At 58.5% G+C, this 26,806-nt stretch carries 30 protein-coding genes and 2 pseudogenes; 9 read left to right on the forward strand and 23 right to left on the reverse strand.

Annotation, left to right across the window (positions count from 1 at the left end; all coding sequences use genetic code 11):
- Positions 1-431: 431 nt before the first annotated feature.
- From C2862_RS22185 to C2862_RS22215, 7 genes are all read right to left on the reverse strand, one after another.
- Entirely contained in the window at positions 432-1,028 is a 597-nt protein-coding gene (locus C2862_RS22185) for an SIS domain-containing protein (protein ID WP_136222730.1), read from the reverse strand.
- Positions 1,025-2,011 carry a cation diffusion facilitator family transporter gene (locus tag C2862_RS22190; RefSeq protein ID WP_136222732.1) on the reverse strand — a complete coding sequence of 329 codons (987 nt, stop codon included), beginning with the start codon at positions 2,009-2,011 and terminating at the stop codon, positions 1,025-1,027. The genes C2862_RS22185 and C2862_RS22190 overlap by 4 nt, the downstream gene beginning before the upstream one ends.
- Before the next feature lie 127 nt (positions 2,012-2,138).
- Positions 2,139-2,321 (reverse strand): hypothetical protein, encoded by a 183-nt coding sequence (locus tag C2862_RS22195; protein WP_136222747.1) that lies wholly within the window; start codon positions 2,319-2,321, stop codon positions 2,139-2,141.
- Between the two features lie 22 nt (positions 2,322-2,343).
- Positions 2,344-2,928 carry a hypothetical protein gene (locus tag C2862_RS22200; protein ID WP_136222749.1) on the reverse strand — a complete coding sequence of 195 codons (585 nt, stop codon included), beginning with the start codon at positions 2,926-2,928 and terminating at the stop codon, positions 2,344-2,346.
- 48 nt (positions 2,929-2,976) lie between these two features.
- Positions 2,977-6,141, reverse strand: coding sequence for a CusA/CzcA family heavy metal efflux RND transporter (locus C2862_RS22205; protein WP_136222751.1), 3,165 nt, complete (start codon positions 6,139-6,141; stop codon positions 2,977-2,979).
- A gap of 13 nt (positions 6,142-6,154) precedes the next feature.
- Positions 6,155-7,441, reverse strand: coding sequence for an efflux RND transporter periplasmic adaptor subunit (locus tag C2862_RS22210; RefSeq protein ID WP_136222753.1), 1,287 nt, complete (start codon positions 7,439-7,441; stop codon positions 6,155-6,157).
- Positions 7,438-8,739 carry a TolC family protein gene (locus tag C2862_RS22215; RefSeq protein WP_136222755.1) on the reverse strand — a complete coding sequence of 434 codons (1,302 nt, stop codon included), beginning with the start codon at positions 8,737-8,739 and terminating at the stop codon, positions 7,438-7,440. Before C2862_RS22215 ends, C2862_RS22210 begins: the two co-directional genes overlap by 4 nt.
- A 628-nt stretch (positions 8,740-9,367) precedes the next feature.
- Between C2862_RS22215 and C2862_RS22220 the strand changes: the two genes are divergently transcribed.
- Complete coding sequence (locus tag C2862_RS22220) at positions 9,368-9,700, forward strand: YnfA family protein (RefSeq protein WP_373888273.1); 333 nt, start codon at positions 9,368-9,370, stop codon at positions 9,698-9,700.
- A 53-nt stretch (positions 9,701-9,753) separates the two neighbouring features.
- Here the strand turns inward: C2862_RS22220 and C2862_RS22225 are convergent.
- The 8 genes and pseudogenes from C2862_RS22225 to C2862_RS22260 all read right to left on the reverse strand — a co-directional run.
- Positions 9,754-10,083 (reverse strand): annotated as a pseudogene (locus C2862_RS22225) (arsenical resistance protein ArsH); the annotation flags it as partial.
- A complete protein-coding gene (locus C2862_RS22230; RefSeq protein ID WP_136222757.1) occupies positions 10,040-10,279 on the reverse strand; it encodes a hypothetical protein in 240 nt (79 codons plus the stop codon). The gene C2862_RS22230 and the pseudogene C2862_RS22225, both read right to left, overlap by 44 nt.
- A gap of 25 nt (positions 10,280-10,304) precedes the next feature.
- Complete coding sequence (locus C2862_RS22235; protein ID WP_136222759.1) at positions 10,305-11,540, reverse strand: multidrug effflux MFS transporter; 1,236 nt, start codon at positions 11,538-11,540, stop codon at positions 10,305-10,307.
- On the reverse strand, positions 11,537-11,833 hold the full coding sequence (locus C2862_RS22240; RefSeq protein WP_136222761.1) for a heavy-metal-associated domain-containing protein: 297 nt from the start codon (positions 11,831-11,833) through the stop codon (positions 11,537-11,539). Before C2862_RS22240 ends, C2862_RS22235 begins: the two co-directional genes overlap by 4 nt.
- A gap of 27 nt (positions 11,834-11,860) precedes the next feature.
- The gene (locus C2862_RS22245) at positions 11,861-12,058 is read right to left on the reverse strand and encodes a hypothetical protein (RefSeq protein WP_136222763.1); all 198 of its coding nucleotides are present in this window, start codon (positions 12,056-12,058) and stop codon (positions 11,861-11,863) included.
- A gap of 5 nt (positions 12,059-12,063) precedes the next feature.
- A complete protein-coding gene (locus tag C2862_RS22250) occupies positions 12,064-12,759 on the reverse strand; it encodes a cytochrome c biogenesis CcdA family protein (protein WP_136222765.1) in 696 nt (231 codons plus the stop codon).
- Position 12,760: 1 nt separating this feature from the next.
- Complete coding sequence (locus C2862_RS22255) at positions 12,761-13,027, reverse strand: glutaredoxin (RefSeq protein ID WP_136222767.1); 267 nt, start codon at positions 13,025-13,027, stop codon at positions 12,761-12,763.
- 5 nt (positions 13,028-13,032) lie between these two features.
- A complete protein-coding gene (locus C2862_RS22260; protein ID WP_136222769.1) occupies positions 13,033-13,452 on the reverse strand; it encodes a heavy metal-responsive transcriptional regulator in 420 nt (139 codons plus the stop codon).
- Positions 13,453-13,626: 174 nt separating this feature from the next.
- Between C2862_RS22260 and C2862_RS22265 the strand changes: the two genes are divergently transcribed.
- Together C2862_RS22265 and C2862_RS22270 are read left to right on the forward strand one after the other, a co-directional pair.
- Entirely contained in the window at positions 13,627-16,140 is a 2,514-nt protein-coding gene (locus C2862_RS22265; protein ID WP_136222771.1) for a cation-translocating P-type ATPase, read from the forward strand.
- Complete coding sequence (locus tag C2862_RS22270) at positions 16,124-16,351, forward strand: heavy-metal-associated domain-containing protein (RefSeq protein WP_136222773.1); 228 nt, start codon at positions 16,124-16,126, stop codon at positions 16,349-16,351. Before C2862_RS22265 ends, C2862_RS22270 begins: the two co-directional genes overlap by 17 nt.
- A gap of 471 nt (positions 16,352-16,822) precedes the next feature.
- Here the strand turns inward: C2862_RS22270 and arsH are convergent, their stop codons facing one another.
- The 6 genes from arsH to C2862_RS22300 all read right to left on the reverse strand — a co-directional run bounded on the left by arsH (position 16,823) and on the right by C2862_RS22300 (position 20,707).
- Positions 16,823-17,539, reverse strand: coding sequence for an arsenical resistance protein ArsH (gene arsH / locus C2862_RS22275; RefSeq protein ID WP_136222775.1), 717 nt, complete (start codon positions 17,537-17,539; stop codon positions 16,823-16,825).
- Positions 17,536-17,958, reverse strand: a complete 423-nt coding sequence (gene arsC, locus C2862_RS22280) for an arsenate reductase (glutaredoxin) (RefSeq protein WP_136222777.1) — start codon at positions 17,956-17,958, stop codon at positions 17,536-17,538. Before arsC ends, arsH begins: the two co-directional genes overlap by 4 nt.
- A gap of 16 nt (positions 17,959-17,974) precedes the next feature.
- The gene (locus C2862_RS22285; RefSeq protein ID WP_136222779.1) at positions 17,975-19,255 is read right to left on the reverse strand and encodes an arsenic transporter; all 1,281 of its coding nucleotides are present in this window, start codon (positions 19,253-19,255) and stop codon (positions 17,975-17,977) included.
- A 73-nt stretch (positions 19,256-19,328) separates the two neighbouring features.
- Positions 19,329-19,808, reverse strand: coding sequence for an arsenate reductase ArsC (locus tag C2862_RS22290; RefSeq protein ID WP_136222781.1), 480 nt, complete (start codon positions 19,806-19,808; stop codon positions 19,329-19,331).
- A gap of 25 nt (positions 19,809-19,833) precedes the next feature.
- On the reverse strand, positions 19,834-20,334 hold the full coding sequence (locus C2862_RS22295) for an arsenate reductase ArsC (protein ID WP_136222783.1): 501 nt from the start codon (positions 20,332-20,334) through the stop codon (positions 19,834-19,836).
- A gap of 46 nt (positions 20,335-20,380) precedes the next feature.
- On the reverse strand, positions 20,381-20,707 hold the full coding sequence (locus C2862_RS22300; RefSeq protein ID WP_136222785.1) for a helix-turn-helix transcriptional regulator: 327 nt from the start codon (positions 20,705-20,707) through the stop codon (positions 20,381-20,383).
- A 142-nt stretch (positions 20,708-20,849) separates the two neighbouring features.
- Here C2862_RS22300 and C2862_RS22305 point away from each other — a divergent pair, with 142 nt between their 5' ends.
- The 6 genes from C2862_RS22305 to C2862_RS22330 all read left to right on the forward strand — a co-directional run bounded on the left by C2862_RS22305 (position 20,850) and on the right by C2862_RS22330 (position 25,167).
- Complete coding sequence (locus tag C2862_RS22305; RefSeq protein ID WP_136222787.1) at positions 20,850-21,161, forward strand: helix-turn-helix transcriptional regulator; 312 nt, start codon at positions 20,850-20,852, stop codon at positions 21,159-21,161.
- Positions 21,162-21,247: 86 nt separating this feature from the next.
- Complete coding sequence (locus C2862_RS22310) at positions 21,248-22,672, forward strand: NAD(P)-binding domain-containing protein (protein ID WP_136222803.1); 1,425 nt, start codon at positions 21,248-21,250, stop codon at positions 22,670-22,672.
- Positions 22,673-22,724: 52 nt separating this feature from the next.
- On the forward strand, positions 22,725-23,921 hold the full coding sequence (locus tag C2862_RS22315) for an MFS transporter (protein ID WP_136222789.1): 1,197 nt from the start codon (positions 22,725-22,727) through the stop codon (positions 23,919-23,921).
- Positions 23,922-23,936: 15 nt separating this feature from the next.
- A complete protein-coding gene (locus C2862_RS22320; RefSeq protein WP_136222791.1) occupies positions 23,937-24,188 on the forward strand; it encodes a hypothetical protein in 252 nt (83 codons plus the stop codon).
- A gap of 238 nt (positions 24,189-24,426) precedes the next feature.
- The gene (locus tag C2862_RS22325; RefSeq protein ID WP_136222793.1) at positions 24,427-24,624 is read left to right on the forward strand and encodes a hypothetical protein; all 198 of its coding nucleotides are present in this window, start codon (positions 24,427-24,429) and stop codon (positions 24,622-24,624) included.
- 87 nt (positions 24,625-24,711) lie between these two features.
- Positions 24,712-25,167, forward strand: a complete 456-nt coding sequence (locus C2862_RS22330) for a hypothetical protein (RefSeq protein ID WP_136222795.1) — start codon at positions 24,712-24,714, stop codon at positions 25,165-25,167.
- A 1,335-nt stretch (positions 25,168-26,502) separates the two neighbouring features.
- Here the strand turns inward: C2862_RS22330 and C2862_RS22335 are convergent.
- Together C2862_RS22335 and C2862_RS22340 are read right to left on the reverse strand one after the other, a co-directional pair.
- Positions 26,503-26,658: an integrase core domain-containing protein gene (locus C2862_RS22335; protein WP_136222797.1), complete on the reverse strand. Its 156-nt coding sequence runs from the start codon at positions 26,656-26,658 to the stop codon at positions 26,503-26,505.
- Positions 26,659-26,696: 38 nt separating this feature from the next.
- Positions 26,697-26,806: pseudogene (locus C2862_RS22340) on the reverse strand (IS5/IS1182 family transposase); the annotation flags it as partial.

Below are 26,806 nucleotides of genomic sequence, written 5' to 3' on the forward strand. Positions count from 1 at the left end.
CAAGCATGTGCTGCGGCCGACATTCGCGAGGGTGGCGGGGCCAATTGTGCATTGATCAATCTCGATTGCGCCGATATTTGCAGCGCAACCATGAATGCGTTAGCTCGCGGATCGGAGCATCACGGCGACTTTTGTACGCTCTGTGCGCATATTTGCAGGGCCTGCGCAGCGGCATGTGCACCGCATGCTGACAGGCATGCACATTGCGCCGCATGTAAAGCAGCGTGCGAAGCCTGTGCAGCTGCATGCGACAAACATGCCCGTGAGCGTGATATGTAAGAAGCCAGGCGCTATCCACCGTTGAGCCGGTGCATACCCAGAAGCCCACACCAGCCCGGTCGATGCCTATCGGACGAAACCGATAGTGGTCGCCCGGGTTTCCAGGACATGTATCCACAACGCCTGGCTAACGCCGCGACATCGATTCCGGCTTACTCCTTTGGCGGATAGTTCGTCGGTTGCAGACTACGTTCCACGAGCTCGATCAAGATATGGATGACCTTGATATGCAGCTCCTGAACCCGGTCAGCATATCGTCCTGCGCTCGTGCAGATGGTTACGTCGACAAATTGCTCGAGCTGCGATCCTGGCCGGCCAGTTAATCCAATGACCTTCATTCCTTTTGCGCGGGCGGCCTGCGCGGCAAGGACAACCGACGGGCTGCTACCGCTTGTGCTGATCGCGAAAAGAATGTCGCCAGCAGCGCCGTTCCCCTCGACGAATCGGGCAAACACTTGCTCGTACCCATAATCGTTGGCGACACAACTGATATAGCTCGGGTCGCTGATCGCCACCGCCGCCATTGCGGGACGGTTCTCGCGGAATCGTCCTGACAGTTCTTCGGCCAGATGCATGGCGTCGCACATCGAGCCGCCGTTTCCGCAAGAGATAACCCGTCGGCCATTGCCGAGCGCATCGATCAGGAGGGCCGCGCCCGCCTCGATATTGCCAAGCTGGACGCTGTCGTTGATGAGGCTGTCAAGCGCACTGCGTGCCTCAACCAGATTACTAAAAATATGGTCGATCATCGCTTTTCTCCTTCGTGTTCCTCGTGTCCGGAATGCTCTGCATGATCGATGTGGTCGGCATGCTCTTTATTGCCAGCGGGGCCAAAGCGATGCTCCTCGAGTGCCTCCTCACAAGGGCTCGTTTCGATCTGGACGGTGCAGTGGTGGATGTCATACTTCTCCGCGACGAGCTGGCGAATGGCCATTAACAGGGCCTGCGGATCGGTGACATCCTCACGCTGCACGACGTGTACTGTCAGGCTGGATTTTCCACTCGTAATCGACCAGACATGCAGGTCGTGCACACTGGCTACACCCGGCACCGCCGCGATCACCTCCTTGACCTCGCCGATGCCAAGTCCTTCGGGCGCGCCTTCAAGCAGCACATTCATGCTTGCCTTAAGCAGGGTCCAGGTGCGTGGCAAGACCCACAGCCCGATACCCACGGCGATGGCCGAATCAACCCAACCCCAGCCGGTATATCGAATCACGAGGGCGCCAATAATGACACCGATCGAGCCGAGCATATCGCTCCACACTTCGAGGTAGGCGCCCTTGATGTTCAGGCTACTGTCTTTACCACTCGACAGCAACCTCATGCTGATGAGATTGACGACAAGTCCAAAAGCGGCCACATAGAGCATTGTTCCTGACTCGATTTCGGGCGGATTATTCAGACGTTGGTACGCTTCGAACAGGATATAAATCGCCACCAAAAAAAGCAGTATGGCGTTGAAGGCGGCCGCGAGAATCTCGAAGCGGTAGTAGCCAAACGTGCGCGAGGTGTCTGCCGGCCGCCTACCGATGCGGATCGCGGCAAGCGAGATTGCCAGTGCCGCGGTGTCGGTGAACATGTGCGCCGCATCGGAGATCAGTGCGAGGCTGTTGGTAAGGATGCCCCCAACGATTTCGGCAATGAGAAACACCGTTGTGAGCATGAGCGCGATCCAGAGCGGGCGCTCGCTCTGGCCAGGCTGTGCTGCATGAGAATGTCCTGAACCCATCGTTTTTCCCTTACATGATGATTATTGCGGTCCTGTTGGATATGAAATGCATCCGTTCGAGTGGCCTGGATGTGTGACTTTTTACTTGGTGAACTAAGGTTTTTTTGCTTAACTTGGCGGATGTCCATTACTTTCGCTTTGCTTTGCGCTTCGTGCGCTTGCGAGGAGTATTTACCTTCGTACTGTCCCGATCTTTATACTTCAGCCATCCAAGGAACAGCATCACGCACCCGAACAGGACCAGTGCTGCGATACCAAATAATTTGCTTACTTGGTCCAGTGATTCTATCGGCAGTTGTAAAAGCTTCATTTATTCTCCTCTCCATAACGCTTTAGTCTAGTGCCCGCGCCAGGCAAACAAGGGTGCGTACACAAAGCATCAGAATAATCGCAAGGCCGACGATTGCATCGAGCTTTCCTCCATCAACCAGAAGCGCGCCGCCAGCGACACACAGAACAAGCGCACTCGGTACTGCTGACAAGACGGCATCTGCTTTTTCGGTGCACCTGTCCGGATAGACAGACCGGCGAATCAAAGCTGCAGTGGTAAGGCCGCCAAGCACCCCAGGCATCGCAAAGCCAAGCACGGCAATCGCATTGAGATGCTTGGCGTGAAACATACCGTGCGCGCCCCGCGACGCAACATAGACAGCAAGGATCATGCAGCAGGTCCAGAGGACGATCTGCACGATTGAGAACATAATATTGTCGCGTGGAGTCTGGGATTGTTCATTCCTTTGCTCAGCGGTTAGCAGTCGAATTCCAATCGTGGCTAGATGGTGGGAGGCCGCCCCCATCAAGACAACACTTTCCAGAAAAACTCCACCAATGGCGCAACTGACCAAGGCCGTTCCGTGCGCAGTCAGGTCCAGTCTTATCAGACTGCGCGTGCATAGGCTCGCGCGGTTCCGGCTCATTTCGTTCTCCTCAGCCGGGCCGCTTGATTCCTTTGCGGCCCGGCTAGCTCAATGCACCAGGACTTTTGCCGGCTCCGCCGGGACCTCATCGCTATCCTTGCGATGAACCAGACGGTAAAGCAGTGGAAGAACGAGGAGAGTCAGCGCGGTCGACGAAAGAATACCGCCGATAACCACAGTCGCGAGAGGCCGCTGTACTTCCGCACCCGTGCCGGTCGCGATCGCCATCGGCACGAAGCCGAGCGACGCTACCAGTGCGGTCATCAGCACAGGGCGCAGCCGTGTCAGGGCCCCATGTGTAATCGCCCGGTCTAGTCCCATTCCCTCCTCGCGCAAGGTCCGGATATACGAGATCATCACGAGGCCGTTCAGGACCGCCACGCCGGAAAGTGCAATGAATCCGACCGCGGCCGATATCGACATTGGAATGCCACGCAAAGCAAGGGCAATGACACCGCCGGTCAGGGCGAACGGGATGCCTGTAAAGACAAGCAAGCCGTCCTTAACATTGTTGAACATCATGAACAAGAGTACGAACACGATGAAGAGGGCTAACGGAACAACGACTTGCAGGCGCGCGGTGGCAGACTGCAATTGCTCAAAGGTACCACCCCAGCTTGTCCAGTAACCAGCAGGCACCTTGACCTGTTTTTGGATGGCGGCTGCAGCCTCCGGCACAAAGCTGCCGATATCACGCCCGCGAACGTTTGCACTGACGACGATGCGGCGTTTTCCGTTCTCGCGGCTGATCTGGTTCGGACCTGGCGCGAAATCGAGAGTGGCTACCTCACCGAGCGGAATATAGGTCGCCGCGGCGCCATCCTTGCTAGGAAGCGAGACAGGCAGCTGCCTGAGCGCATCCAAGTCGGTGCGCTGCGTTTCCGGCAGCCGAACGACGATGTCGAAACGCCGATCTCCCTCGAACATGGTTCCGGCCTCGCGGCCACCTGTTGCGATCGACAGAGCTTCCTGCACGTCGCCGATATTCAGTCCATAGCGCGCAGTTTTTTCCCTATCAATGTTCACAGTCAGCATCGGCAGGCCACCGGTCTGCTCTACCTTCACTTCCGCCGCACCAGGAATTCGCTGAAGCACTTCCGCGATTTCCTTGCCTGTAGTGGCAAGCACATCCATGTCGTCGCCGAAGATCTTGACTGCGACATCACTGCGCACGCCGGAGATCAGCTCGTTGAAACGCAGCTGGATTGGCTGCGAAAATTCGTAGGCATTGCCCGCGTATTTTTCCGCCTCCTCCTGGATCGCCGTGACCAATTCAGGGCGGCTCTTCTTTGGCGCCGGCCAGTCCGATTCGGGCTTGAGCATGATGTAACCATCCGAGATATTCGGCGGCATCGGATCGGATGCAATCTCGGCAGTACCGGTCCTGGCGAACACCCGATCGATCTCGGGGAATTTCGCCTTGAGTCCCGCTTCCACTTTCTTCTGCATTTCCAGCGATTGGCTCAGGCTGGTACCGGGAATGCGCAGCGACTGGATTGCAAGGTCGCCTTCGCTCAGGCTCGGAATGAATTCACTGCCGAGACGCGAGACGAGCAAGCCAGACAGGACCACCAGAACGATTGCGCTTGTAACGACCAGCGAGGCGTTCCGGAAGACCCGGTCGAGCATGGGTGCATAGGCCCGCTTGGCCATTTCCATGAGTTTGTTTTCCTTTTCCGCGACGCGTTTGCCAATGAACAGGGCGACAGCGGCTGGAATGAAGGTGATCGACAAAATCATTGCGCCGACCAGGGCGGCCACGACCGCGAAGGCCATCGGATGGAACATCTTCCCTTCAACCCCGGCCAGCGCGAAGATCGGCAGGTACACGACCATGATGATGAGCTGGCCGAAGAGCAGGGGCCGCCGTGCTTCCTTCGCGGCCGCGAAGACTTCGTGGAAGCGCTCGTTGAGGGTCAGTTCACGCTTGTGATGATCCTGTGCATGCGCGAGGCGCCGGACGCAATTCTCGACAATGACGACCGCACCATCGATGATGATGCCGAAGTCGAGTGCACCCAAGCTCATCAGGTTCGCACTGACCTTATAAGTCACCATGCCCGTAAACGTAAACAACATCGCCAGCGGAATGACCATCGCGGTGATGATCGCCGCCCGGATGTTGCCGAGAAAGACAAACAGGATGACAATAACGAGTACCGCGCCCTCCAGCAGGTTCTTCTTCACAGTGTGGATGGCCTTGTCGACCAGCACTGTACGGTCGTACACCGGGACTGCCTTGACGCCTTTTGGCAGCGAGCGATTGACATCGACCATTTTTGCAGCAACTGCCTGCGACACGGTGCGGCTGTTTTCGCCAATGAGCATGAACACGGTCCCCAGCACGACCTCGCGGCCGTTCTCGGTCGCGGCGCCGGTGCGAAGTTCGCGTCCGATGTCGACGGTCGCGACATCACGCACGCGAATTGGCACACCCTTGACGTTGCTGAGGATGGTGTTGCGAATGTCGTCCAGCGTGCGCACCTGGCCCGGTGCCCGGATCAGGAACTGCTCGCCCCGGCGTTCAATATAGCCTGCGCCGACGTTGCTATTGTTCCGGTCAATTGCCCCGACGACATCAGTCAGAGATAAGCCGTAGGAGCGCAGTTTCGCCGGGTCAGGGGCGACCAAATATTCCTTGGCAAAACCACCGATGGAGTTAATTTCGGTAACGCCCGGCACCTGGCGCAACTGGGGCTTGATGATCCAGTCCTGGATTTCACGCAGGTCGGTCGGCGTGTACAAGCTACCGTCCGGCTTTTTCGCGCCTGGGTCGCTTTCAACAGTCCAGAGATAGATTTCCCCAAGGCCCGTTGAAATCGGTCCCATCATGGGTACAACGCCACCAGGAAGGTTTTCCTTGGCCTCCTGAATACGCTGGTTGACGAGCTGGCGAGCGAAATAGATGTCCGTTCCATCCTTGAAGATGACGGTTACCTGCGACAAGCCATAGCGCGACAGCGACCGGGTCTCCTGCAGGGCAGGGAGGCCGGCCATGACCGTCTCGATCGGGAAAGTCACGCGCTGCTCGACTTCAAGCGGCGAATAACCGGCTGCGGACGTATTGATCTGGACCTGGACATTGGTAATGTCCGGGACCGCGTCGATAGGAAGTTTTTGGTAGTTGTAAATCCCGACAGCCGCCATTGCGATTACAGCGAGCATGACGAGCCATCGGTGCTCGATGGCAAAGCGAATTATTCGTTCAAACATGTCATTTCCTCGTTCAGTCTTCGTGCTCGGCGCTGCCCTTGCCCTGCTCGGCCTTCACAACGTAACTTCCCGTTGAAACGTATTCCGCGCCAGCACTTAATCCACCAACGATTTCCGTGATCTTCCCATCGCTCGCGCCAATCGTGACGGGTTGCGCTTGGAAGCCCTCGGCCGCCTTAACGAACACAACGGTCTTGCCCTCGATTGTCTGAACAGCATCGGCCGCAACGGTCACAGCGGCGTTTTTGCTGCCGCGCACGAGCGAAACGTTGACGAACAGGCCAGGACGCCAGGCGAGGCCCGGGTTATCGATGACCACGCGGGCTGTCGCGGTCCGGGTCTGTTCACCGAGCAGGCTGCCGACGTAGCTCACTTTGCCGGTGACGGATTCCGTGCCGGAGGCAGGCCGGATGGTCACGTTCTGGCCGACACGAACGAAGGGGAGGTCCTTCGCGCTTACGACAATCTCGACCCATACTTTCGACAAGTCAGACAGAATGAAGGCGTTCGCATCTTCCTTGACGGCCTCACCCTGGGCCAGGTGCTTTTCAACCACTACCGCGTTGAAGGGGGCCCGCAATTCGTAACGGTTGATGGCGCCCGACGAGGAACCGGCGCCAAGTGCCGTGAGTTTCGAGCGCGCCGACTGAGCTTCAATCTGAGCCTCGCGGTATGCCTGTTCAGCCTGAAGGTAATCTTGCTGTGCGGAGATCTTGTCTTCCCACAGCTTCTTCTCGCGTTCGTAGGTCACCCGTGCAAATCCGAGACGCTTGTCAGCGGCGAGAGCAGTGCTTCGCAGTTCGGCAAGTTCCGCGCTTGCGATGACAGCCAACGGTTGGCCTTTCTTGACGTTCTCGCCGAGCGAGGCGAAGACAGACTCGACGACACCTGCGACGCGAGGAACGACGTGTGCCGTCCGGTCTTCGTTGAAGCGCACTTCGCCCGGCAGGATCACGGCAGTATCGATAGAGGCCGCCGCCGCCCGGGTAGTCAGGATGCCGGCTCCTTGAATTTGCTGGGGCGTCATCTTGACAAAGCCTGGCTTGTCGTCCGCATGGCCCCCTTCCTTGCCTTCAGCATGGCTGCCTTCCCTGGCGTCCGCCTTGCCTCCTTCCTCGGTTTCGGCGTGACTGCCTTCCTTGGAAGCCGACTTTTCCGTTGTCTCCTCTGCGTGTTCGCTTGCGCCTTCGGCAGCAGGGGAATCTTTTTTCCAAAAGATAATTGCCAGAGCGAGGATAACTCCGACCGCAACGACAGCCAGTATGGAGAAAATAGACTTTTTATCGATGTTGAACTTCATGGGGCGATCCTGTTATTTGGGGTGGTGCTGTCGGCGTCGACGAACCGGCCGAGATCTGCTGCGGCGCGGTAGCGGTCGAACTGCGTCTGGATATACTGGGTGCGGATTTGCAGGAGCGTTCGCTGGGCGTCGAGAACATCGAGGAAGCTGAACTTGCCCGCTTCAAACCCTGTTACGGCAGCATCGAACACACGCTGCGCCCTTGGCAAAACGTCATCACGCATGGTACGTACCTGTTCGCGGTAAAGCTGCGTTCGCTGGTAAGCACTGGCCAGGGACTGATTCAGGCGCAGCCTTTCGGCCTCCAGCTCGGTTCGGGCCTTTTCCGCGCGGCTCAGGGATGCCTGGAGGCTGCCCTGGTTACGGTTAAACAGTGGAAGCGGTACCGAAACGCCGAGCACGGTTTGCGATCGCCCGATTTGGTCATCCTTCTTGCTACCGACGATCAGGGTGACATCAGGAATGCGCTGGGAACGATCGACGCCCACCTGGGCTTCTTCGCGCTCCACCTGCAATCGGGCGCGCCGCATCTGCGGTGAGGAGTCCAGCCGCTGTTGAAGTTCGTTCAGCGACGGCACTGGCGCAAGGTCGAGCCCTGGGGCTACGAGTGGACGGGAAACGGCGACAGTCTCGCCCCAATATGCTGCCAGTGTCAGCAGCGCGATGGACAACTCGCTCTGCGCTTGGGAAAGTTCAAGGCGTGCCGTTGAGAGCGCGACTCCTGAGCGATCCTGTTCGACAGGCGAGACACGTCCTGCGGCAACCCGCCTTTCGGCAGCAAACGATGCCTTGCTCGCTACATCGAGTGATACCTGTGCTATCTGGACCCGTTCCTGCGCGCTTAGCGCGTCAAAATAGGCGGCGGTGACTTCAGCGCGCAGGTCCGTACGCGCAACACTCAGGTTTCCAACTGCGAGGCTGCGCTCACGTTCAGCAAGGTTTATCCGGGCGGAACGCTTGCCTCCAAGCTCGAGCACCTGGCTTAGCTGAACCGTTTGCGTCCGGGTGCCGCGTTGCGTGCCTTCACGGACAAACGAGACTTCCGGATTACGAAATAGCCCCGCCTGACGCCGCGCGCCTTCCGCAATGGCTACATCGAGTGCTGTCGCGCGCAGCCCGGCGTTCGCAGCGAGCGCCTTGGCAACAGCTTCTTCGAGCGTCAGTGCTACGCCCGTGGACGGGATTTGCTGCTGGGTAGTGGGTCCAGAGACCAGGGGCTGCGCGGTCAACTGCGCAGCACTCGGGAACGCCTGTGCGAAAAGCACGGCCGCCCCGAGGAATAAATACTTGGGATGCATGAATAACTCCGGTTGTTGAAAACGAAGACTATTCAGCGAAGATGCGTATTGGAACCCCTCTCAGGGCTCCACATAAATGATGAGTGATTTATACGATCTGCCGCCGAATCAAACGGCGGAGATCCACTGCGGGCGCTCGGGGGGGGCCGAGTAGGAGGATGTGTAGTGTGGTGAGACAGACAGTGGCGCGACGCGGACCGGCTTCAGGATCGCTACCGTTGCCGGGAGAGCGTCGAAGGACAAAGGAGCGTGAGCACAGGACGAGCAGTGCGAATGCATCACTGTCTTTTTCGGCGTACCAGAGGGTTTGTCCTTGGCGTTGAAGGCGAACTTATCTGCGTCGGAGTCCGACGAGTGGTGCCCGAAATGCTGGGCGGCGCGACCGGATTCATGCTCACAATAGGCACTGATCGCGCCCCAGCTTAGCTGAAGAGCGAGGATTGTCAGGACAAGGTAGATGAAGCGTCGTGCAGCCATGGGGGAAAAGTATAGCACGGTGCATCGGTCACCCTCGTTCTGATAGGTTCAAACTCGTCATCCGCAGCACATTGCGGCAGGCTGGCGAGCGAGCGCAGCTGAACGGTGCGCAGCTATAATGATGCAGTGCTGCTATTGGATGAGAACTAGGTTGATACTGAAAACTACACTGCTTTTTGTTGCCACCGCCATCGCTGAAATCGTCGGCTGTTTCCTGCCTTACCTTTGGCTGCGCAAGGGTGGCTCGATTTGGCTGCTTGCCCCGGCTGCGGCCAGTCTCGCGATTTTTGTCTGGTTACTTACTCTGCATCCAGCAGCTAGCGGGCGGGTGTACGCAGCCTACGGCGGCGTCTACGTCGCGACGGCCCTGGTCTGGCTCAGATTCGTCGATGGGGTGAAGTTATCGACGCTGGACTGGGCAGGGGCGGCAGTTGCCTTGTTCGGCATGGCGATCATTGTCTCTGGGTGGAGCAAGGGAAGCTGAAACAGCTGTATCGAAGGAGACCAGGGCGGGAGGCGCCGGATTTCCTGCACGATTCAGATTTTTTGTATTTGGCGATCAATTGCTTTCTGAGCGCGCTCGTTACGTTCGCTATACCTGTCTGTCAGGTAGTCCGTGCGACCGCGAGTTAGCAGCGTCAACTTGAACAGCTCCTCCATGACATCGACCACGCGGTCGTAGTATGCCGAGGGACGCATGCGCCCCTCATCATCGAACTCCTTGTAGGCCATTGGTACCGAAGACTGGTTCGGGATCGTGAGCATGCGCATCGAGCGCCCTAGCAATCGCAAAGTGTTCACCACGTTGAACGATTGCGACCCGTCACAAACTTGCACGACTGCCAGCGTGCGCCCCTGGCTCGGGCGGCGGATGGTTCATGTCGCCAACCGGTGCGAGCTTTTCGACGGTCGGAATGTCCAGCGGCTGCGGCTGGACATTGGGCAGGCTGAGATCTTGCTCATTTAATTCGTTTCCTCTCGCATCGACGAGGGCTTCGCCGTCTGAATGGCCAAGACCAGCCATTCGACAGTTGTCGGCGGCCCAGCTCTGGAACCAGTGCATCCGTCGTTTTACCTCTTCTAGGTCGTCAGGCTTGCTTCAGCGCATCATGCCGTTCGCGCTGGTTGAACGTATGCCAGGCAAGATATCCAAGCACCAGGTAGGACAGCACTCCAAGGCCCATTTTCAAGCCCGAGTCAGCCACCAAGGGTGCAAGCAGGCCAGAGACAAATGTCATCACCATCGTTTGCACGAAGCCCTGCATCGACGCGACCATGCCCCGCATCGAAGGGAACAGGTCAAGGGTCAACAGCGTGATGCTGGGCGCTGCGAATGACATTCCGACGGTATAGAGCATGATGGGCAGAATCACCCAAGGCAGGACTGGGGGCAAGAAAGCGTTGTAAGCCAGGTTCAACGGGGTGGCCACGCCCATCGTCAGGTAACCGTAGCCGATGGTGGTTGCCGGTGCAAGTCGCTTGGCGACTTTTCCTGACAGGTACGCGCCGAGAATGATGCCGGCTGTGGCTGGTATGAACAGCCAGCCGAATTCTGCCTTGCTCAGCCCGAGGTACTGGATAACAAAAATAGGGGCCGACGACACATACAGAAAAAAGCCAACGAAATTGCAGCTCAACGCCAGCGACAGCAGCCAGAACGGTTTGCTCTTCAGGACAGCACTATAGCGCTGCGCGAGCGCCTTCGGCTTCAATGACGTTCGATCTTGTCGTGGCAAGGTCTCCGGAAGGGAAAGATAGCTGGCGACCAGTTGCAATCCGCTAAAGAGCGCCATGAAGATAAATACGGACTGCCAGGAAAACCAGTTCTGGAGCCATCCGCCGAACACCGGCGCAATCGCGGGCGCCAAACCAAAAATCATGGTCACCTGCGCTAATAATTTCTGCGCGGCGGGACCTTCCAGCCGGTCACGGATGACAACCCGGCCGACGACGCTGCCTGCGCCCACAGAAAGACCTTGCAGCGTGCGGCAGAACAGCAATGTGCCAAGTGTGCCGGCCAATGCGCCTCCAATGGAAGCGATCAGGTACACGGCCAGTCCACCCAGGATGACCGGGCGACGGCCCAACGCGTCAGACAAGGGTCCATGTAGGAGCATCATGAACCCGAACGCTGCCAGGTAAGCGCTCAGCGTCTGTTGCAATTCGATCTGCGTGGCCCCAAGGCTGACCATCAGCATCGGGAAAAACGGCATATAGGTCGAAATCGAGAACGGGCCCAGCATGGTGTAGCTGCCGAGCAGCCAGGCCAGCCATTTGACCTTCGCCTCATCAGGCGCAGTGTTGTTTGAGACCGGGGTCGTCATCGATTGTCAGGATGCTTGCGAAGGGTCGAAGGAAATCCAGCCTTGACTGTAGCCTGGACCAAGGCTGCGGTATTGGTCTTCGCTGGATCAAACTTCACTGTCGCCGTTTTCTTATCGATGTCTAACTTTGTTTCTTCGACACCCGGGACGTTCCGCAGCGCCTTTTTTACCGTATTCAGGCAGGCATAGCAATGGATGTTCTGCAGGTCCATGACGGCGGTCTGCGACTCGCCAGCAATCGCCGCGGCGATCGGGAACAGTGCAATGACCAGCAGCTTGGCAAGCGGATGCATGTTATTTGCTTTCATCAGGTAAGTGCATCAGTGGTGTGGCTTCTGTCCGAGCAAACGAGCCGCCCCCAGGTAGGCTTGGTCAACGCGTGCTTTCTCCTCGGCGCGATCTGCCATAGCCTCAAGTGCCCGCAACAAATGCTCGGCCACCTGCAAATCGCCTTCTTTACACGCGCGTTCGAACGCTGCCAGCACGTCGTCACCTAAAGTAGGAATCTGCTTTTCCATGACATCTAACCGGCTAACTCCGGGATCCAAAAGAAATAGGCATTCAACAGGTACAGACCGGCGGCAATCAAGGCGATGCCGCCAAGGGTTTCAAACGCGCGCGAAAACTTTGCAAGCGGTTTCAGGCTCTCCAGCCAGCCGACCGCCCATGCCCCTAAGGCAATTGGAACAGAGCGGCCGAGTGCGAACGCCAGGAGCAGGACTGCACCGAGCAAGGGCGAACCGACGGTGGCCACCCCGCCGAGCAACACCATCAGGGCCGGGGTGCAGAAAGGACACACCGCTACCGAAAAGGGAACGCCCAACGCAAACGCGCCCCAGATGCCGGTAGCACGCTTGCCACGAAAGGACCAGGCCCGCAGCGGAATACGTATCCATCCTGGCCATAGCAGCCCGAGCAAGATCAGAAAGGGACCCAGCACGAGTCCCCATTGGCGCCCCAGCAGCTTGGACACCCACAGTCCCCCGAGCCCGGCAATCAGCCCAAGCAGCACATGCGTCGCGATCATGCCGAGAATGAACATGCCGCCGAAACTGAGGGATTCTCCCTTATTTCGCGCCTTCGTGACGTAGGCAAGCGATACCGGAATAGCGGCAACCGCTACCGGATTGAGGCTGAAGAAGAGTCCGGTCAGAAAGCCGATGCCGGCAGCGGCAAAACCGGCATTCTGGATCGCCAGGCCAAGTGCATCAGTATCCATCTCAAGACCTTGCCACAGTGTTGCACTTGCGAGTGATGGCGTCGACCAGCTGCTTGACGCTCGGCAGTGCAGGAAACGCGAGCACGCCGTCAATGGCCATGGCCGGCAGGGTGAGCACACCCAGATCGACCGCATAGTCCATGTTTTCCAGTACATCGAGTTCGCGCCATTCCAGGTCGGGCGCCACGCGCTCAGCAGCGACTTTGAGGCTTTCCCGGCTGGCTGCGCACTTGTCGCATCCGCGTGCGTAAAACAGGTCGATTTTCATTCTTCTCAGCCCGGTTCAGTTGATGCCGTTGCCTGCTCGAGTGATGCCAGAATCGGGCAGCCATTGATGGGATGGGATTCGTTTGCGCAGTCTGCAATCAGATGATCCAAGGCCTTGGACATGGCCGAGAGCGCCCGGATCTTGGCTTCCAGCTGCAGCTTTTTTTCAATTGCGCGCTGGCGCACGTCGCCGCAGCAGGCCTCGCTCTGATTGCGCAACAGCAGCAATTGCTGGATTTCGGTCAAGGTAAATCCGCAGTCCCGGGCCTGCTTGATGAACCGCAGGCGCACGACCGCATCTTCGTCATATAGCCGATAACCACCGGCGCTCTTGCTCGACGGTGCAATCAGCCCCTCGCGCTCATAAAACCGCAGCGTGTCGGTGCTGATGTCTGCCAGCGTCGCCAGTTTCCCAATAGTCAGCATGCTTTCCTCCGAATTTCATTCTAAACCTTGGAGGTAGGTTCAAGGTCAAGCGTTTATGTGCCATTCCAGTCGTTTTATTGAAGTTCAGGAGATCAAAAAAAGCTTGACCCTTGAGTACACTCCAACGTCCACAATGAGGTCGACAGTGCAAGATTTTTCAAATTAGGACCGACGATGAACACTGCGAACTCCATGCTTCCCCCGACACCTGAGCTGCCAAGTCCATTGTGGACACAGGAATCGGCCAGCCGCCCCGACCGCGTCCGCATCCGTGCCCGCATTGCAGGTATGCATTGTTCCTTATGTACGGGCACCATCGAGAAGGCACTGACCCGCCACGCTGGCGTTGAAACTGTATCGGTCAGTCTGACGCACGAACAGGCGCTCGTGGAATACGACCCCAGCAAGGTTCAGCCGCAGGTCTTGCTGGAGACGCTGCGCCAGATGGGCTACAGCATTTCGGACCCACGGAAATTGAAGCCGTTTGAAGAAGACGAGCGGGACCTGGTGGAAGGCGGCAAGCGCTTCCTTTGGGCGACGTTTTTCAGCTTGGGTTCACTGACGCTCGTGGCGCGCCCAGGTGACTTCTGGTACGCGCTGCTCGAAGCCTTTGTGGCCTTATCGCTCATAGGTGCGGTATTTCTGGTGCTACGCCCCCGTGGCTGGGCAATGGCCGGTCTGGGCACCTTGATCGCCCTCTTCGAAGTCGTTGGCCTGACATGGCTGAGGCAGACCGGTCGCATGGGCGGCTACGAAGCGTGGATTGCCGCCGCACTGGCGGTTGCCGTCGTCTTCGTGCTGGCGCGCCAGATCCTTTCCATTGCCTGGCAATCGCTACGACGGGGCATCATCAACCAGCATGTCTTGTTGGAAGGCGCCGCATTTGCCGGTTTGGCCGGTGGTGTGTATGGCGTGACGGCTGGAGGACCTGACTTTCCCGCAGCGCCGTTTTTCTGCGTCGCGGTCATGGTTTGTAACTACCATATCTTTTCCGAATGGCTGTCGCTCATCGTTAAAACACGCAGTTCCCAGGCCGTACGGCGCCTGCTGGACTTACAGCCGGACACGGCGAACGTGGTACGTGATGACCGGGAGCAGGAACTGCCCATCGAACAGGTCATGGTGAACGACCTCGTGCGAGTGCGCCCAGGAGAGCGGATTCCGGTGGACGGCGTGGTGACGGAAGGGTACTCGGCGATCGACGTCTCGCTGGTGACGGGCGAGCCGCTTCCAGTTGAGTGCTCCGTCGGCAATACTGTGGTCGGCGGCTCGATGAATGGCTTGGGAACATTGCTCATTCGCGTGACGGCCGTGGGGGCAACCAGCTTCCTGCAACGTGTCGTGCAGGAAGTCGAAGATGCACGGGCATTGAAGCCCGGCATGCTGCATCTGGTTGATAAGGTATTGAAGCTGTACGCGCCGGCCGTGATCTCGCTATCCGTCATATCCTTCCTTGGCTGGCTCGTCCTGCCCATGGTGGCCGGCGGCGCAGCCGATATTGAGCGCGCCGTGTTTGCCGGTCTGACCGTCCTGGTCATGGGCTACCCATGCGCATTGGGCATTTCGGCGCCATTGGCTATCGTCCGCGGCGCCGGCGAAGCAGCCGAGCGTGGCGTCCTGATGAGAACCGGGGAGGCCTTTCAGGGATTGCGCCTGGTGACCCACATCGTGTTTGACAAGACCGGTACGCTGACCGAAGGCAAACCCGCTTTGCTTGAGCTCGAGGCAATTCATGGCTCCGAAAATGACCTGATCGGCGTCGCCGCCGCTGCGGAAGCGGCTTCTGAACATCCGCTGGCGAGGGCAGTGATGGCCGCTGCACTCGAGCGCGGCATTGCGCCGCCCCAGCTCGATGGCTTTGAGGCGGTGCCTGGCCGCGGCGTGCGTGCAACGCTGGATAATGAGGCCGTCTTTGTTGGAAATACTGCTTTTCTTGCAGAGCAAGGATTTGCTTTGGGAGCGGTACAGGAACGGGTTCGCGCTCTGGAAGACAAGGGCCGCACAGTGGTCGTCGTGGCGCGGGCGGGTACGGTATTGGGCCTTCTCGCGTTTGGCGATGCACTACGGCAGAACGTCGCGCGCGTGATTGCAACACTACGCCAGTCTGGCGTAAGCACGATCCTGATGAGTGGGGATAACAAGGCCGCAGCCGAGCGCGTGGGCAAGGAAGTCGGCGTCGATCAGGTCCATGCCGAGCTCCTGCCACAGGATAAGGCGGCCCTTATCCGCACCATTCAGGAAACGGGAAATGTCGCCATGGTAGGAGATGGCATCAACGACTCCGTTGCACTGATGCAGGCCAACGTCGGCATAGCCATGGGAAGCGGCGCCGACATTGCGATTGATTCGGCCGACATCATCATCCTGAACAATCGCCTGGACTCGGTACTCGATGCGCGCGAGATCAGCCGGTGGAGCTACCGAAAGATGTTGCAGAACGTGTGCCTGGCCATGATGTTCAATGGCATCGGCATCCCACTTGCCGCAACCGGGCTGGTGTATCCGATCTGGGCGATGGCAGCGATGGCGTTCAGTGTCACCGCTATTTTTGCGAACTCGCTGCGTGGCCGGCCGCGCCTGTTCTTTGATGCGATACTGAGCGTTGGCCGCACTGCTGAGCCTGCAAAGGCGCAATCTGCCGTAATGAAAAGAGCACCAAAAGGGGAGCTACATGGTCGTCAAAGTTGATTTCGAGGTCGTGGGTGACGAAAAGATGCATTGCGGTGGCTGCGAAACGCGGGTGCGCTTCGCTTTATCGCGGATGCCGGGTGTGCAGGAGGTGCTCGCCAGTTCAAAAACGCAGCGCATCGCTGTCGTTATCAATCCAGCCCAGGTCACGCTCGAACAAATACAGGCGAGGCTGTCGGATGCCGGGTTCGAGGCCAAGGTAACAAACTAATTGCTCGCCCCGGCTACCATGACTCTTTTCCGTGGAAGCTTGAATGCAAGCTGTCCAGTCATCCAGGCATTGATCTGCGACTAACGGTGCGGCCGGCCGTGAATTTTAAACGAGGATCAAGGCCGAGATAACCCTGCGTAGCATTACTGTATGGCAGCAGCAAGAAGCGTCGAGTGAGTGCGGCGATGGCCTTTTCGAGAATGGCTCCTATTGGAAATGCAAGCGTTTGGCAAGGCTGGGCGGCGCTGCTGACGAAGTACGGCGAAAGACTATGCGACCGTAAAGGGAGTACAAAGCTTGTCGAGGAAGGCCCCTACATCCCGGATGTCGGCATGAAGCGTATTCCCCGATATTGGAATCGGAAAGGTATTTGCAGACCTTCGGTTTAAGGCCATTTTTCGGTCGGGCAGGGCGCACTGAAGTGATCAAAGTAAAGGAAAACAGGACTAGCCGCGTCCGCTTTCCTCGCCTTCAGATTTTTTGTAGTTGCCGGTCGATCGCTTTCAATGCACGTTCGTTACGTTCGCTATACCTGTCCGTGAGGTAGTCCGTGCGACCACGAGTTAATAGCGTGAACTTGAACAGCTCCTCCATGACATCGACCACGCGGTCGTAGTATGCGGAGGGACGCATGCGCCCCTCATCATCGAACTCCTTGTATGCCATTGGTACCGAAGACTGGTTTGGGATCGTGAACATGCGCATCCAGCGCCCCAGCAGTCGCAGCGTGTTGACCACGTTGAACGATTGCGACCCGCCGCAGACTTGCATGACTGCCAGCGTGCGCCCCTGGCTCGGGCGGATCGCGCCCATCTCGAGCGGTATCCAGTCGATCTGGTTCTTCATCACCGCAGTGATCGCACCGTGACGCTCCGGGCTGCACCAGACCTGGCCCTCCGACCACAGGCACAGCTCGCGCAGTTCAACCACTTTTGGATGGGTCTCCGGCACGCTGCCGACCATTGGCAACTCCATCGGGTCGAAGATCTTCACTTCGGCGCCGAACTGCTCGAGGATGCGCCCAGCCTCGTACGTGAGAAAGCGGCTGAAGGAGCGTTCGCGCAGGGAGCCGTAGAGCATCAGGATGCGCGGCGGGTGGTTCATGTCGCCAACCGGTGCGAGCTTTTCGACGGTCGGCATGTCCATCAGCTCCGGCTGGATGTTGGGCAGGTTCGGGATCTTGCTCATTTGATTCGCTTTCCTTGCGCATCGACGACAGCCTCGCCGTCCTCTTTCGTGAAGGCGCCTTGCTGCGGCACCGGCAGGATATCCAGGACGACCTCGGAAGGACGGCACAGGCGGACGCCAGCTGGCGTCACCACGAACGGGCGGTTGATCAATATCGGGTGCGCCAGCATCGCATCGATCAGTTGCTCGTCGGTCGTGGCTGGATTGTCCAGGCCAAGCTCGACGAAAGGCGTGCCATTCTCGCGGACAGCCTCGCGCACCGACAGGCCTGCCCGCGAGATCAAGTCGACGAGCGTCGCACGGTCGGGTGGGTTCTTCAGGTACTCGATAATGGTTGGCTCGATTCCTGCATTGCGGACCAGGCTTAAGGTATTGCGCGACGTGCCGCAGTCCGGGTTGTGGTAGATGGTGACGTCCATGGTTCTGTAGCCTTTCTTAGCTAAGGCGCAGGGCAAGCGCGCACAGGGTAACGAAGAGGATCGGCAGCGTCAGCACGATACCGACGCGGAAATAGTAGCCCCACCCGATATGGATGTTCTTCGAGTCCAGCACGTGCAGCCAGAGCAGAGTGGCGAGGCTGCCAATCGGCGTGATTTTCGGGCCAAGGTCGGCGCCGATGACGTTCGCGTAGACCATCGCCTCGCGCACCACGCCCGTGGTCGTCGTGGCGTCGATCGCAAGGGCGCCCACCAGCACGGTCGGCATGTTGTTCATGATCGAGGACAGGATCGCCGTAATGAAACCCGTACCGAGCGCCGCACCCCAGACTCCGTACTGCGCGCACTGGTTCAGCACCTCAGTGAGGTAGTTTGTCAGGCCTGCATTGCGCAGTCCATACACGACCAGGTACATGCCAAGCGAGAATACGACAACCTGCCATGGCGCGCCGCGCAGCACCTCGCGCGTCGAGATGCGGTGGCCGCGTGCGGCCACGGCCAGCAGCAGGGCTGCGCCGACTGCCGCCACGGCACTGATCGGGACGCCGATGTCGTCGAGCCAGAAGAAGCCGACGAGCAGCATAGCCAGGACCCACCAGCCTGTCACGAAAGTGGCGCGGTCATGGATGGCCTCTTCGGGACGCTTCAATTGCGCCAGGTCGTAGTTTGCCGGAATGTCCTTGCGGAAGAACCAGACCAGGGCCGCGAGCGTGGCCGCCACCGACACCAGGTTGACCGGCACCATCACAGCGGCGTAGCGGGCGAAGCTGATGTCGAAGTAGTCGGCCGAGACGATGTTGACGAGGTTGGACACGACCAGCGGCAGACTGGCTGTATCCGCGATGAAGCCGGCGGCCATGACGAAGGCCAGCGTAGCCTTTGGCGTGAAGCGCAATGCGACCAGCATCGCGATCACGATGGGCGTCAGGATCAGCGCCGCGCCGTCATTGGCGAACAGGGCCGCCACCGCCGCGCCGAGCAGGACCAGCAGGACGAACAGGCGCCGGCCATTGCCTTTGCCCCAGCGGGCCACGTGCAGGGCCGCCCATTCGAAGAAGCCAGCCTTGTCGAGCAGTAGACTGATGATGATGACGGCTACGAAAGCCCCCGTCGCATTCCAGACGATGGCCCACACCACCGGGATGTCGGTTACTTGGATGACGCCGGCGAGCAGGGCGACGATGGCGCCGGCAGTAGCGCTCCAGCCAATGCCCAGCCCGCGGGGCTGCCAGATGACGAAAATGAGTGTAGCGAGGAAGATCAGGAATGCGATGAGCACAAAGGGTCCTAGTCAGCAGGTCAATAAGTTAAAGCGTCTATAACAGCGTCCCGCGCCATGCGGGACGTCCTGCTCAAGGCAACAGGGTGCCGATGCGGTCGAGCTCGGCCTTGAATCGGGCCTTGTCACCTTTCAGCTCTTCCAGCGGCAGTGCCAGGAAAGCTTGCGTGCGGGCCAGAATGATTTCATACGTGCGCTCGAATGCTGCTTCGATTTCCTCGTCAGTACCGACGACGTGGCCCGGATCTTCCAGACCCCAGTGGGTGCGCAGCACCGGACCCAGGTAGGCAGGGCAGGTCTCGCCGGCGGCGCTGCCGCAGACGGTAACGACAATGTCAGGCGTTACCGGAAGGTCAGCCCAAGATTTGCTGTAGTAGCCCTCGGTCGAAATCCCTTTGCGATGCAACAGGGCGACTGCGCGCGGATGCAGGGAGCCGATGGGCTGGCTGCCAGCGCTGATCGCCTTCAGGCCTTGCGGGGCGAGATGATTGAAAGTGCCCTCGCTGAGGACGGAGCGGCAGGAGTTGCCAGTGCAGAGAAACAGTACGTTCATGTGGAGATATGGTCGGGTTGGAGGGTTAAACGGGTGTGTTACCGATAGCACTTACTTCGGCTTGGATCGCGTTCTTCTCGAGCATATGCAGCGGAAGGCTGGCGAACACGTTCACGCGCGCCAGAATCTGGCGGAAAATTTTTTGAAACATTGCACGTTGTTCGGCCTCGCTGCCTATGCAGGCTGCCGGATCTTCGAAGTCCCAATGCGCAGAGATTGGATGGCCAGGCCAATATGGGCAAGCTTCGCCTGCGGCCTTATCGCAGACGGTGAAGATAAAGTCCATATGCGGCGCTTCTGCGCTGCCAAACTCATCCCAGCTCTTGCTGCGCAACTGGTCGGTTGGGTAGCCCGTAGCCAGCACCTGTTCAATAGCGAGCGGATGGACCGCGCCAGCTGGATGACTACCGGCCGAGAAGGTGCGAAAGCGCCCCTTGCCTACAGTCGAAAGCAGTGCTTCGCCCATGATGCTGCGCGCTGAGTTGCCGGTACAGAGGAACAGGACGTTATAAACCTTTTCTTGCATGAGGTTTCCTTTCGATAGGATGGATGGCGTCGGATCGTGGCCGGCTTCATTCCGCCTTGCATACGTCGTTTATCGCTGTGTCGCAGGGCACGCCTCCGCAGCAGTTTTCAGTCATAAAGCCGATCAGCCCATTCATCGTTTCGACGTTCGCCGTATAAATCACGAAGCGACCGTCCTGCCGGGAAGCGAGCAACCCGGCATGCGACAGTTCTTTGAGGTGAAACGACAACGACGAGGGAGGAACGTCCAGGTGTTCGGCAATTTTGCTGGCTGCGAGGCCTGCCGGTCCCGCCTGTACAAGCAGCCGAAATACCGCCAGGCGGCTTTCCTGTGCCAGGGCCGCGAGTGCTGCGAGTACTGCTTTGGTATCCATGGCGTTCCAATCTGGTGAGTTGCAAGATGTCAGAATCATACACGAGCGATACGACATTTCCAATAATATCGAAACATATTGACAGTTTCATGACATGCGGTCTATCCTGTATTCGTTGATTGCCGAATTACGAACAAACGATATGACGACCTGCTGTGCACCGAAGAACGGCGCTGCCGCGCCCGAGATTAACGCTGATGAACTCGCCATGTTGTGCAAGGCCCTTGCCCATCCTGCGCGTGTCCAGTTGCTCAACTACCTGTCGGCCTACGGCGCCTGTTACTTCGGCAGCCTGGCCGATGTCCTGCCGCTGGCCGCATCGACGATTTCGCAGCACGTCAGCGTGCTCAAGCAGGCCGGCCTCATCATCGGCTCGGCAGACGAGCAGCGCGTCTGCTATTGCGTGAACGTGGAGCGGCTCACACAACTGAAACAGATGATCGCAAAACTCTAAAATTTTTTGCTGTGTTATTCGTATTTCGGCGAATGACTAACGCGGACGTCGACTGACATACTTAACTTGATGACTTGGGAGACAACATGAACAACATCCTCAACAAAACCCTTCCTGTCGCCGTGCTTGGGGCCGGTCCCGTCGGCCTCGCCGCGGCAGCTCACCTGGTGGCGCGTGGCTTCACGCCGCTGATCCTGGAAGGGGGTGCACAGGTGGCCAGCAACCTGGAAAGCTATCGCCACGTGCGCCTGTTCTCGCCATGGCAGTACAACGTCGACAAGGCCGCCCGGGGATTGCTCCTGGAAGCCGGCTGGCAAGCGCCGGAGCCGGAAGCTCTGCCCACCGCAGGAGAGATCGTCGAGCACTACCTGAAGCCGCTCGCCGCGCTACCTGCGCTCGCCACCGGTCTCAGGCTCGGGCACCGCGTCGTCGCGGTCACCCGCGTCGGATTCGACAAGGTCAAGACGCGCGGTCGCGAGGATGCCCCATTCGTTATCCGCGCTGCAACGCCTGAAGGTGAGCGTGAATACCTGGCCAGCGCCGTGATCGACGCCACCGGGACCTGGTCGCAGCCCAATCCGCTCGGTGTCGGGGGCCTGCCGGCCCAGGGCGAAAGTGCACTACGCGACCGGATTGCTTACGGCATGCCGGACGTACTCGGCGCCGAGCGGCAACGCTACGCCGGTCGACGCGTACTCGTGGCCGGTGCCGGGCACTCGGCAGCGGGCTCCTTGCTGGCACTGGCGACGCTGGCCGAACAGGCGCCTGGCACCCGCCTGGTATGGGTCATCCGCGGACGCCAGAGCGCCAAGCTGTTTGGCGGGGGAGAAGCCGACGGCCTGGCGGCGCGCGGCCTGCTGGGCATGCGCCTGAAGGCGCTGAAGCAGTCGGGCAGGCTGGAGCTGCACGAGGAGTTCCGGATCGCGTCCCTCACCGCTACCGCCAGCGGCATCACGGTGAGCGGCGATACCGGCGCGACCATCGAGGGCGTCGACGAGATCATCGCCGCCACCGGCGCCCGTCCGAACCTGGACATCACGCGTGAACTGCGGGTGCGCCACGATCCCTGGTTGGAGAGCACTGACCTGCTGGCACCGTTGATCGACCCGAACGAACACAGCTGCGGTACGGTACGCCCCCACGGTCACCGCGAGCTGGCGCATCCGGAACACGGATATTATGCAGTTGGCGCGAAGAGCTACGGGCGGGCACCAAACTTCCTGATGGCGACCGGCTATGAGCAGGTGCGCTCGGTGGTCGCCGCCCTGGCTGGCGACATGCTTGCCGCTGACGACGTGCAGCTGGAACTGCCGGAAACCGGTGTCTGCAGCACCCGGCAAGCGTACGACAGGGAACCGGTGGCATCCGCTTGCTGTGGCGGGCCGGCGCCGAGCCAGGAAACGGCGTGCTGCGTTGCAGATGCAGAGGCGAAGGAGCAAGGGAAGGGCGGATGTGGCTGCCCCTCGCTGCCGAACCTTGCGCCATCGGCCAGGCCGGCATGCTGCGCCTGAGCGATGTCGATTCCGGTGGTGCCGTGCGCCGCCTGCTCATGAACGAGGACATATGACTACCCAGTGGCGCGCCATCGGCATCCTTGCTTGTACCCAGATTGTGTCCTGGGGGTCGCTGTACTACGCGTTCAGCATCCTTGCGCCGAGTATCCAGCGTGAGCTCGGGTGGAGCCCGACACTCGTTTTCGGCGCCTATTCATGGAGCCTGCTGATCGCCGGCCTGGTGGCGACGCCGATCGGCATCCTGCTCGATCGCCACGGCGGACAGATGGTCATGGGCGCGGGCTCGGTCGTGTGCGCCATCGGTTTTTTCCTGCTGAGCGAGAGCCGCAGCCCGGCCGCTTATGTCACGGCCTGGACGATTCTCGGCCTCGCGATGGGCCTGACGCTGTACGAAGCGGCGTTTGCCACGATTAACCGCAGGTTCGCAAGCGCTGGACGGCAGGCAATATCGACCTTGACCCTATTCGCAGGCTTCGCCAGCACCATCTTCTGGCCGCTGACGCAGGCATTGAATATGTCTGTTGGCTGGCGCGACAGCTACCTATGGTTCGGCGCCTTGCAGTTGCTGATTTGCCTGCCGCTGCACCTGCTGCTGGGCCGTGAGCAGCCATTGTCACGGTGTCCGGTCGCTGTAGCGCAACGCGGCCATACCTTGGCCGAGGCAGTGCGCCATCCGGCGTTCTGGAAGCTGGCGATGGCGTTCTCGGCCAATATTTTCGTTTTCTCCGCGTTGTCCGTTCACCTGATCCCGCTGCTGCACGGACTAGGGCACAGCGCTCGCGTAGCAATCCTGGTCGCCATGCTTATCGGCCCCATGCAGGTAGCCGGCCGTATCCTGGAGCGGACAGTCGCCCGTGACACGGCGCCGCAAACCGTCGGGAAGTTCTGTTTTAGCACACTACCTGCCGCTCTTATTGCAGTTCTCTGGTTTGGAACCCAGGCGTGGGCGGTTGCGGTCTTCTGCATCTTGTATGGCCTCAGCAACGGCATCATCACGATCGTTCGCGGCACCTTGCCGCAAGCGATGTTCGGCAGCGAAAACTACGGCGCCATTTCCGGTGCATTGGCTGGCCCGTCGCTGCTGGCAAAAGCGAGCGGGCCGATTATCGCAGCGTGGGTACTTGGGCAGGGTGGGACGCCGACTCTGCTGCTCGGAGTGCTGTTTGGCGTCGCCGTCGCGTCTGTCAGCCTCTATTTCGCCGCAATCAGGGGGGAGGCGCCGCGGGCAATAACGAACTCAGCGTAATGGACTCATTTGCCGATGAATATCGGACATCCAAATAATTCCGCGGATGGTATGCAGGCCAAGGGCACCCCTTGTGTAGAGTGTGAGAACAAGCATGGGGCTTACAACGGTGGGAAGGTCAAGAGCTTCTCGAGCGGGCGAATCAAGCTGTTCGGTCGCTTCGGCTTCTGGGGTATGGGGGTGGCAATGACGGAGGGCCTACTGAATGGCCTGCTCGCACCGCCCGGCTACATCGTGCCAACCGAAGCTGAGCCAAAGTATTCCTGACAACTGAGCAGTCGAGCCATCTCGGCCTGACTCGCTAGTCTCCGCGAGAGCCGGAGCAGTCAACGTGTGCGAGTCAAGAACGTGGGGCTACATGTCTGTTATATGTGTGATGATTGATGAGGTACAGCACGCTGCTCTGCAATAGAAGATGTTGTTTATAAGCACTTTTTCACTGATCCTACGCTAGGATTCACGTGGTATACTGAATGCTAGCGACACAAGCCGCCAAGGAGGCACCATGTTTGCATTCAGCCCGGTTTTCTCTCGTGAAGACGTGCGTCGCGTCGGCGAGAAGATGAACAGCAACTCCACCCCCCAACTTTCTGATCGAACCAGAAAACTTCTTACTACTGTCCAGTTCTCGAGCGGCGATCTTGTCAAAGCAACATCGGGCGCTGTACTTGAAAATTCGTTGGAACAACAGAAGGGCAAGTAACATTTGCATTACCTTTATCCACTTCTGGTTTCTGGTCCCAACGATGTTCCAGGCGCGCTAGCTTACTTCGTATATAAACGAAGCAAAGTGGAATGGCGTGACAAATTCGTCCTTGATCATGGTCGTCAACCTTCTCCGGATGAGGAAGAGGAATTCGTCAGGATTTTGTCGCTCCCAGAAAGTGTCGCGAGCTTCAAGCAGCGAGGCGAACAACTTGCTACGCTATTTGCGAACAAGCTGCTTGAAGAAAAAATGGCAGCTCTTGCTGCCGAAGTTGTGCAGTCTGAACTAGCGACCAAATTTACTTCGCTTGAGTCCCAAGTTGCATCGTCCATGACTCGCATTGAGGCCCGGTTCGACGAAAAGAAAACACTTGGCGGCTGGTTACGCGATATCGGCACTTCATTGATTTCTGGCTTCGGCTTGATCATCATTCTTGGTGCCGCAGCGCTCGGGTATGCCATGCTCAGCAAGATGAACTCCTCACTGGAGGAGGCTTCCGGGGTTGGTACACCCAAGGACCAAGCGGCTGCAGCGAAATAGTCGCGCATTGGCCGGGATTTCCGACCACCTCCCATACCTTACGATACCGATGGTCCCAGCGCAGCCTTTGCTTATCTATCGTAGCTTCGTCAATAACGACGAAGTACGCAGTTCAGTTAAGAATGTCAGGTATTGCATTTCAGCCACTGCAAGTACCCCGGAGACCACGCCCTACGCCAAACAAGTCCATGCGACTTTCGCGCGCGAAAGTGTGTAGCTTGAGATTTCAACGTTGCTACAGGTCATATCTCGCTCTCGCGTGTCTGAGGAATACAAATTCGTGGCCCAGCTAGGAGAAATGTGCATCATCTTCCGCGCCTGAACATGGCTGTACAGTCAGCGCTATACTGGAGCCGGTAGACAAACAGCTCGGAGAATGTCCCTACATTTCAGAGGTTCATTAAATGAGCTTACAAGATGCCGTAGACGTATTGAGCGACCAAGCCGCTGGCCGACTAGTGCAGAGCCGATCCCAGCTGATTTCGGCCGCCCTCGCTCTAGAAACAGCAGGTCTTAACACAACCAGCAGGGATATCCTTGACGCAGCAGTAGGACTCAATTTGCTTGCAAGGGGAGGCGACCAACTGCTTGATCAAAAGGGACGTCTGCGCCGACCTTTATATCACGTAGAACAGCATAGGTCATGCTGCGGCGGAAGTCCCGGTCATGCTGTTCGGTCAAGGTAAGATAGCCCATGTGTACAGGCTGGGCTGTTATAGACCGATGGCGGGGAAGGGGTCTGCCATCTTCGAATAGCTGAGCGACACGAACGAACATGACATACAGAATTCTGTATAAAAACACAGTATAGCAGGTGCCCGATTGTCAAAGAATCTGTGGCAAGTCAATCGCAGCCAGACACAGCCGTCCGATGAAGGAAATGTGTGACTACTTACGAAGCAAATGTGTGATTCCTTGGCGGAGATGAAGCAAATGTGTGACTGTTTCGTCTACGCACGTCATCACAGTTATTGTGTGCTACACGCTGGGGCATGTGCTCGGACAACGATACTTAACGAATGTTGAATGTGCTGACGGTGTCTGGCTGGTGATCTATTTGAGATATGCGAGCAGCCTTATGCGAGGAAGCATAGTGCCCTTCTCAGTAAGTGAAAACATGCGACTCATCGGGAATAGCCGGCGGGAGGAATCAGCCTGCATCTGACATTATGGGAATAATGTCTCACGCAGTGACGACTAGGTTGCTCAAGTCATAGGGGACAAATCAGGGGCCGGACTGCGCATAATCGGCAGAGTTGCTGATGCGGATACCGGTTAGCGGGATCGTGCAGGGTACTTGATCTTGCCCCGCTAATCCCGGACACAGCCTAATGCTTAGTTAGCGTCAGTTTCGAGAGCCTGACGCGGTCGCTCTTTCCTAAACATGCGTGGCGATTTATAGCCCAGCGCCGAGTGCGGATGCACCTCGTTGAAATGCTTGAAGGCGTCAGGCAACTGGGCCAGCACGACGGTGCCATTGCTGCGCTCCATGCAACCGACATAATCGCGCTTAGAGACGGTTTAATAACTCACCGGAAACGCATCCGGTGCAGTAATGAAGAGCCGAGCGCGATGAAAATCATCGCTTCCGACACATCAAGGCGCTGCTCGTAGTCCCGGACAAGACGGCGATAGCGCA

The organism is Massilia sp. Mn16-1_5, from assembly GCF_004798585.1.
In the GTDB taxonomy this organism is placed as follows: domain Bacteria; phylum Pseudomonadota; class Gammaproteobacteria; order Burkholderiales; family Burkholderiaceae_D; genus Telluria.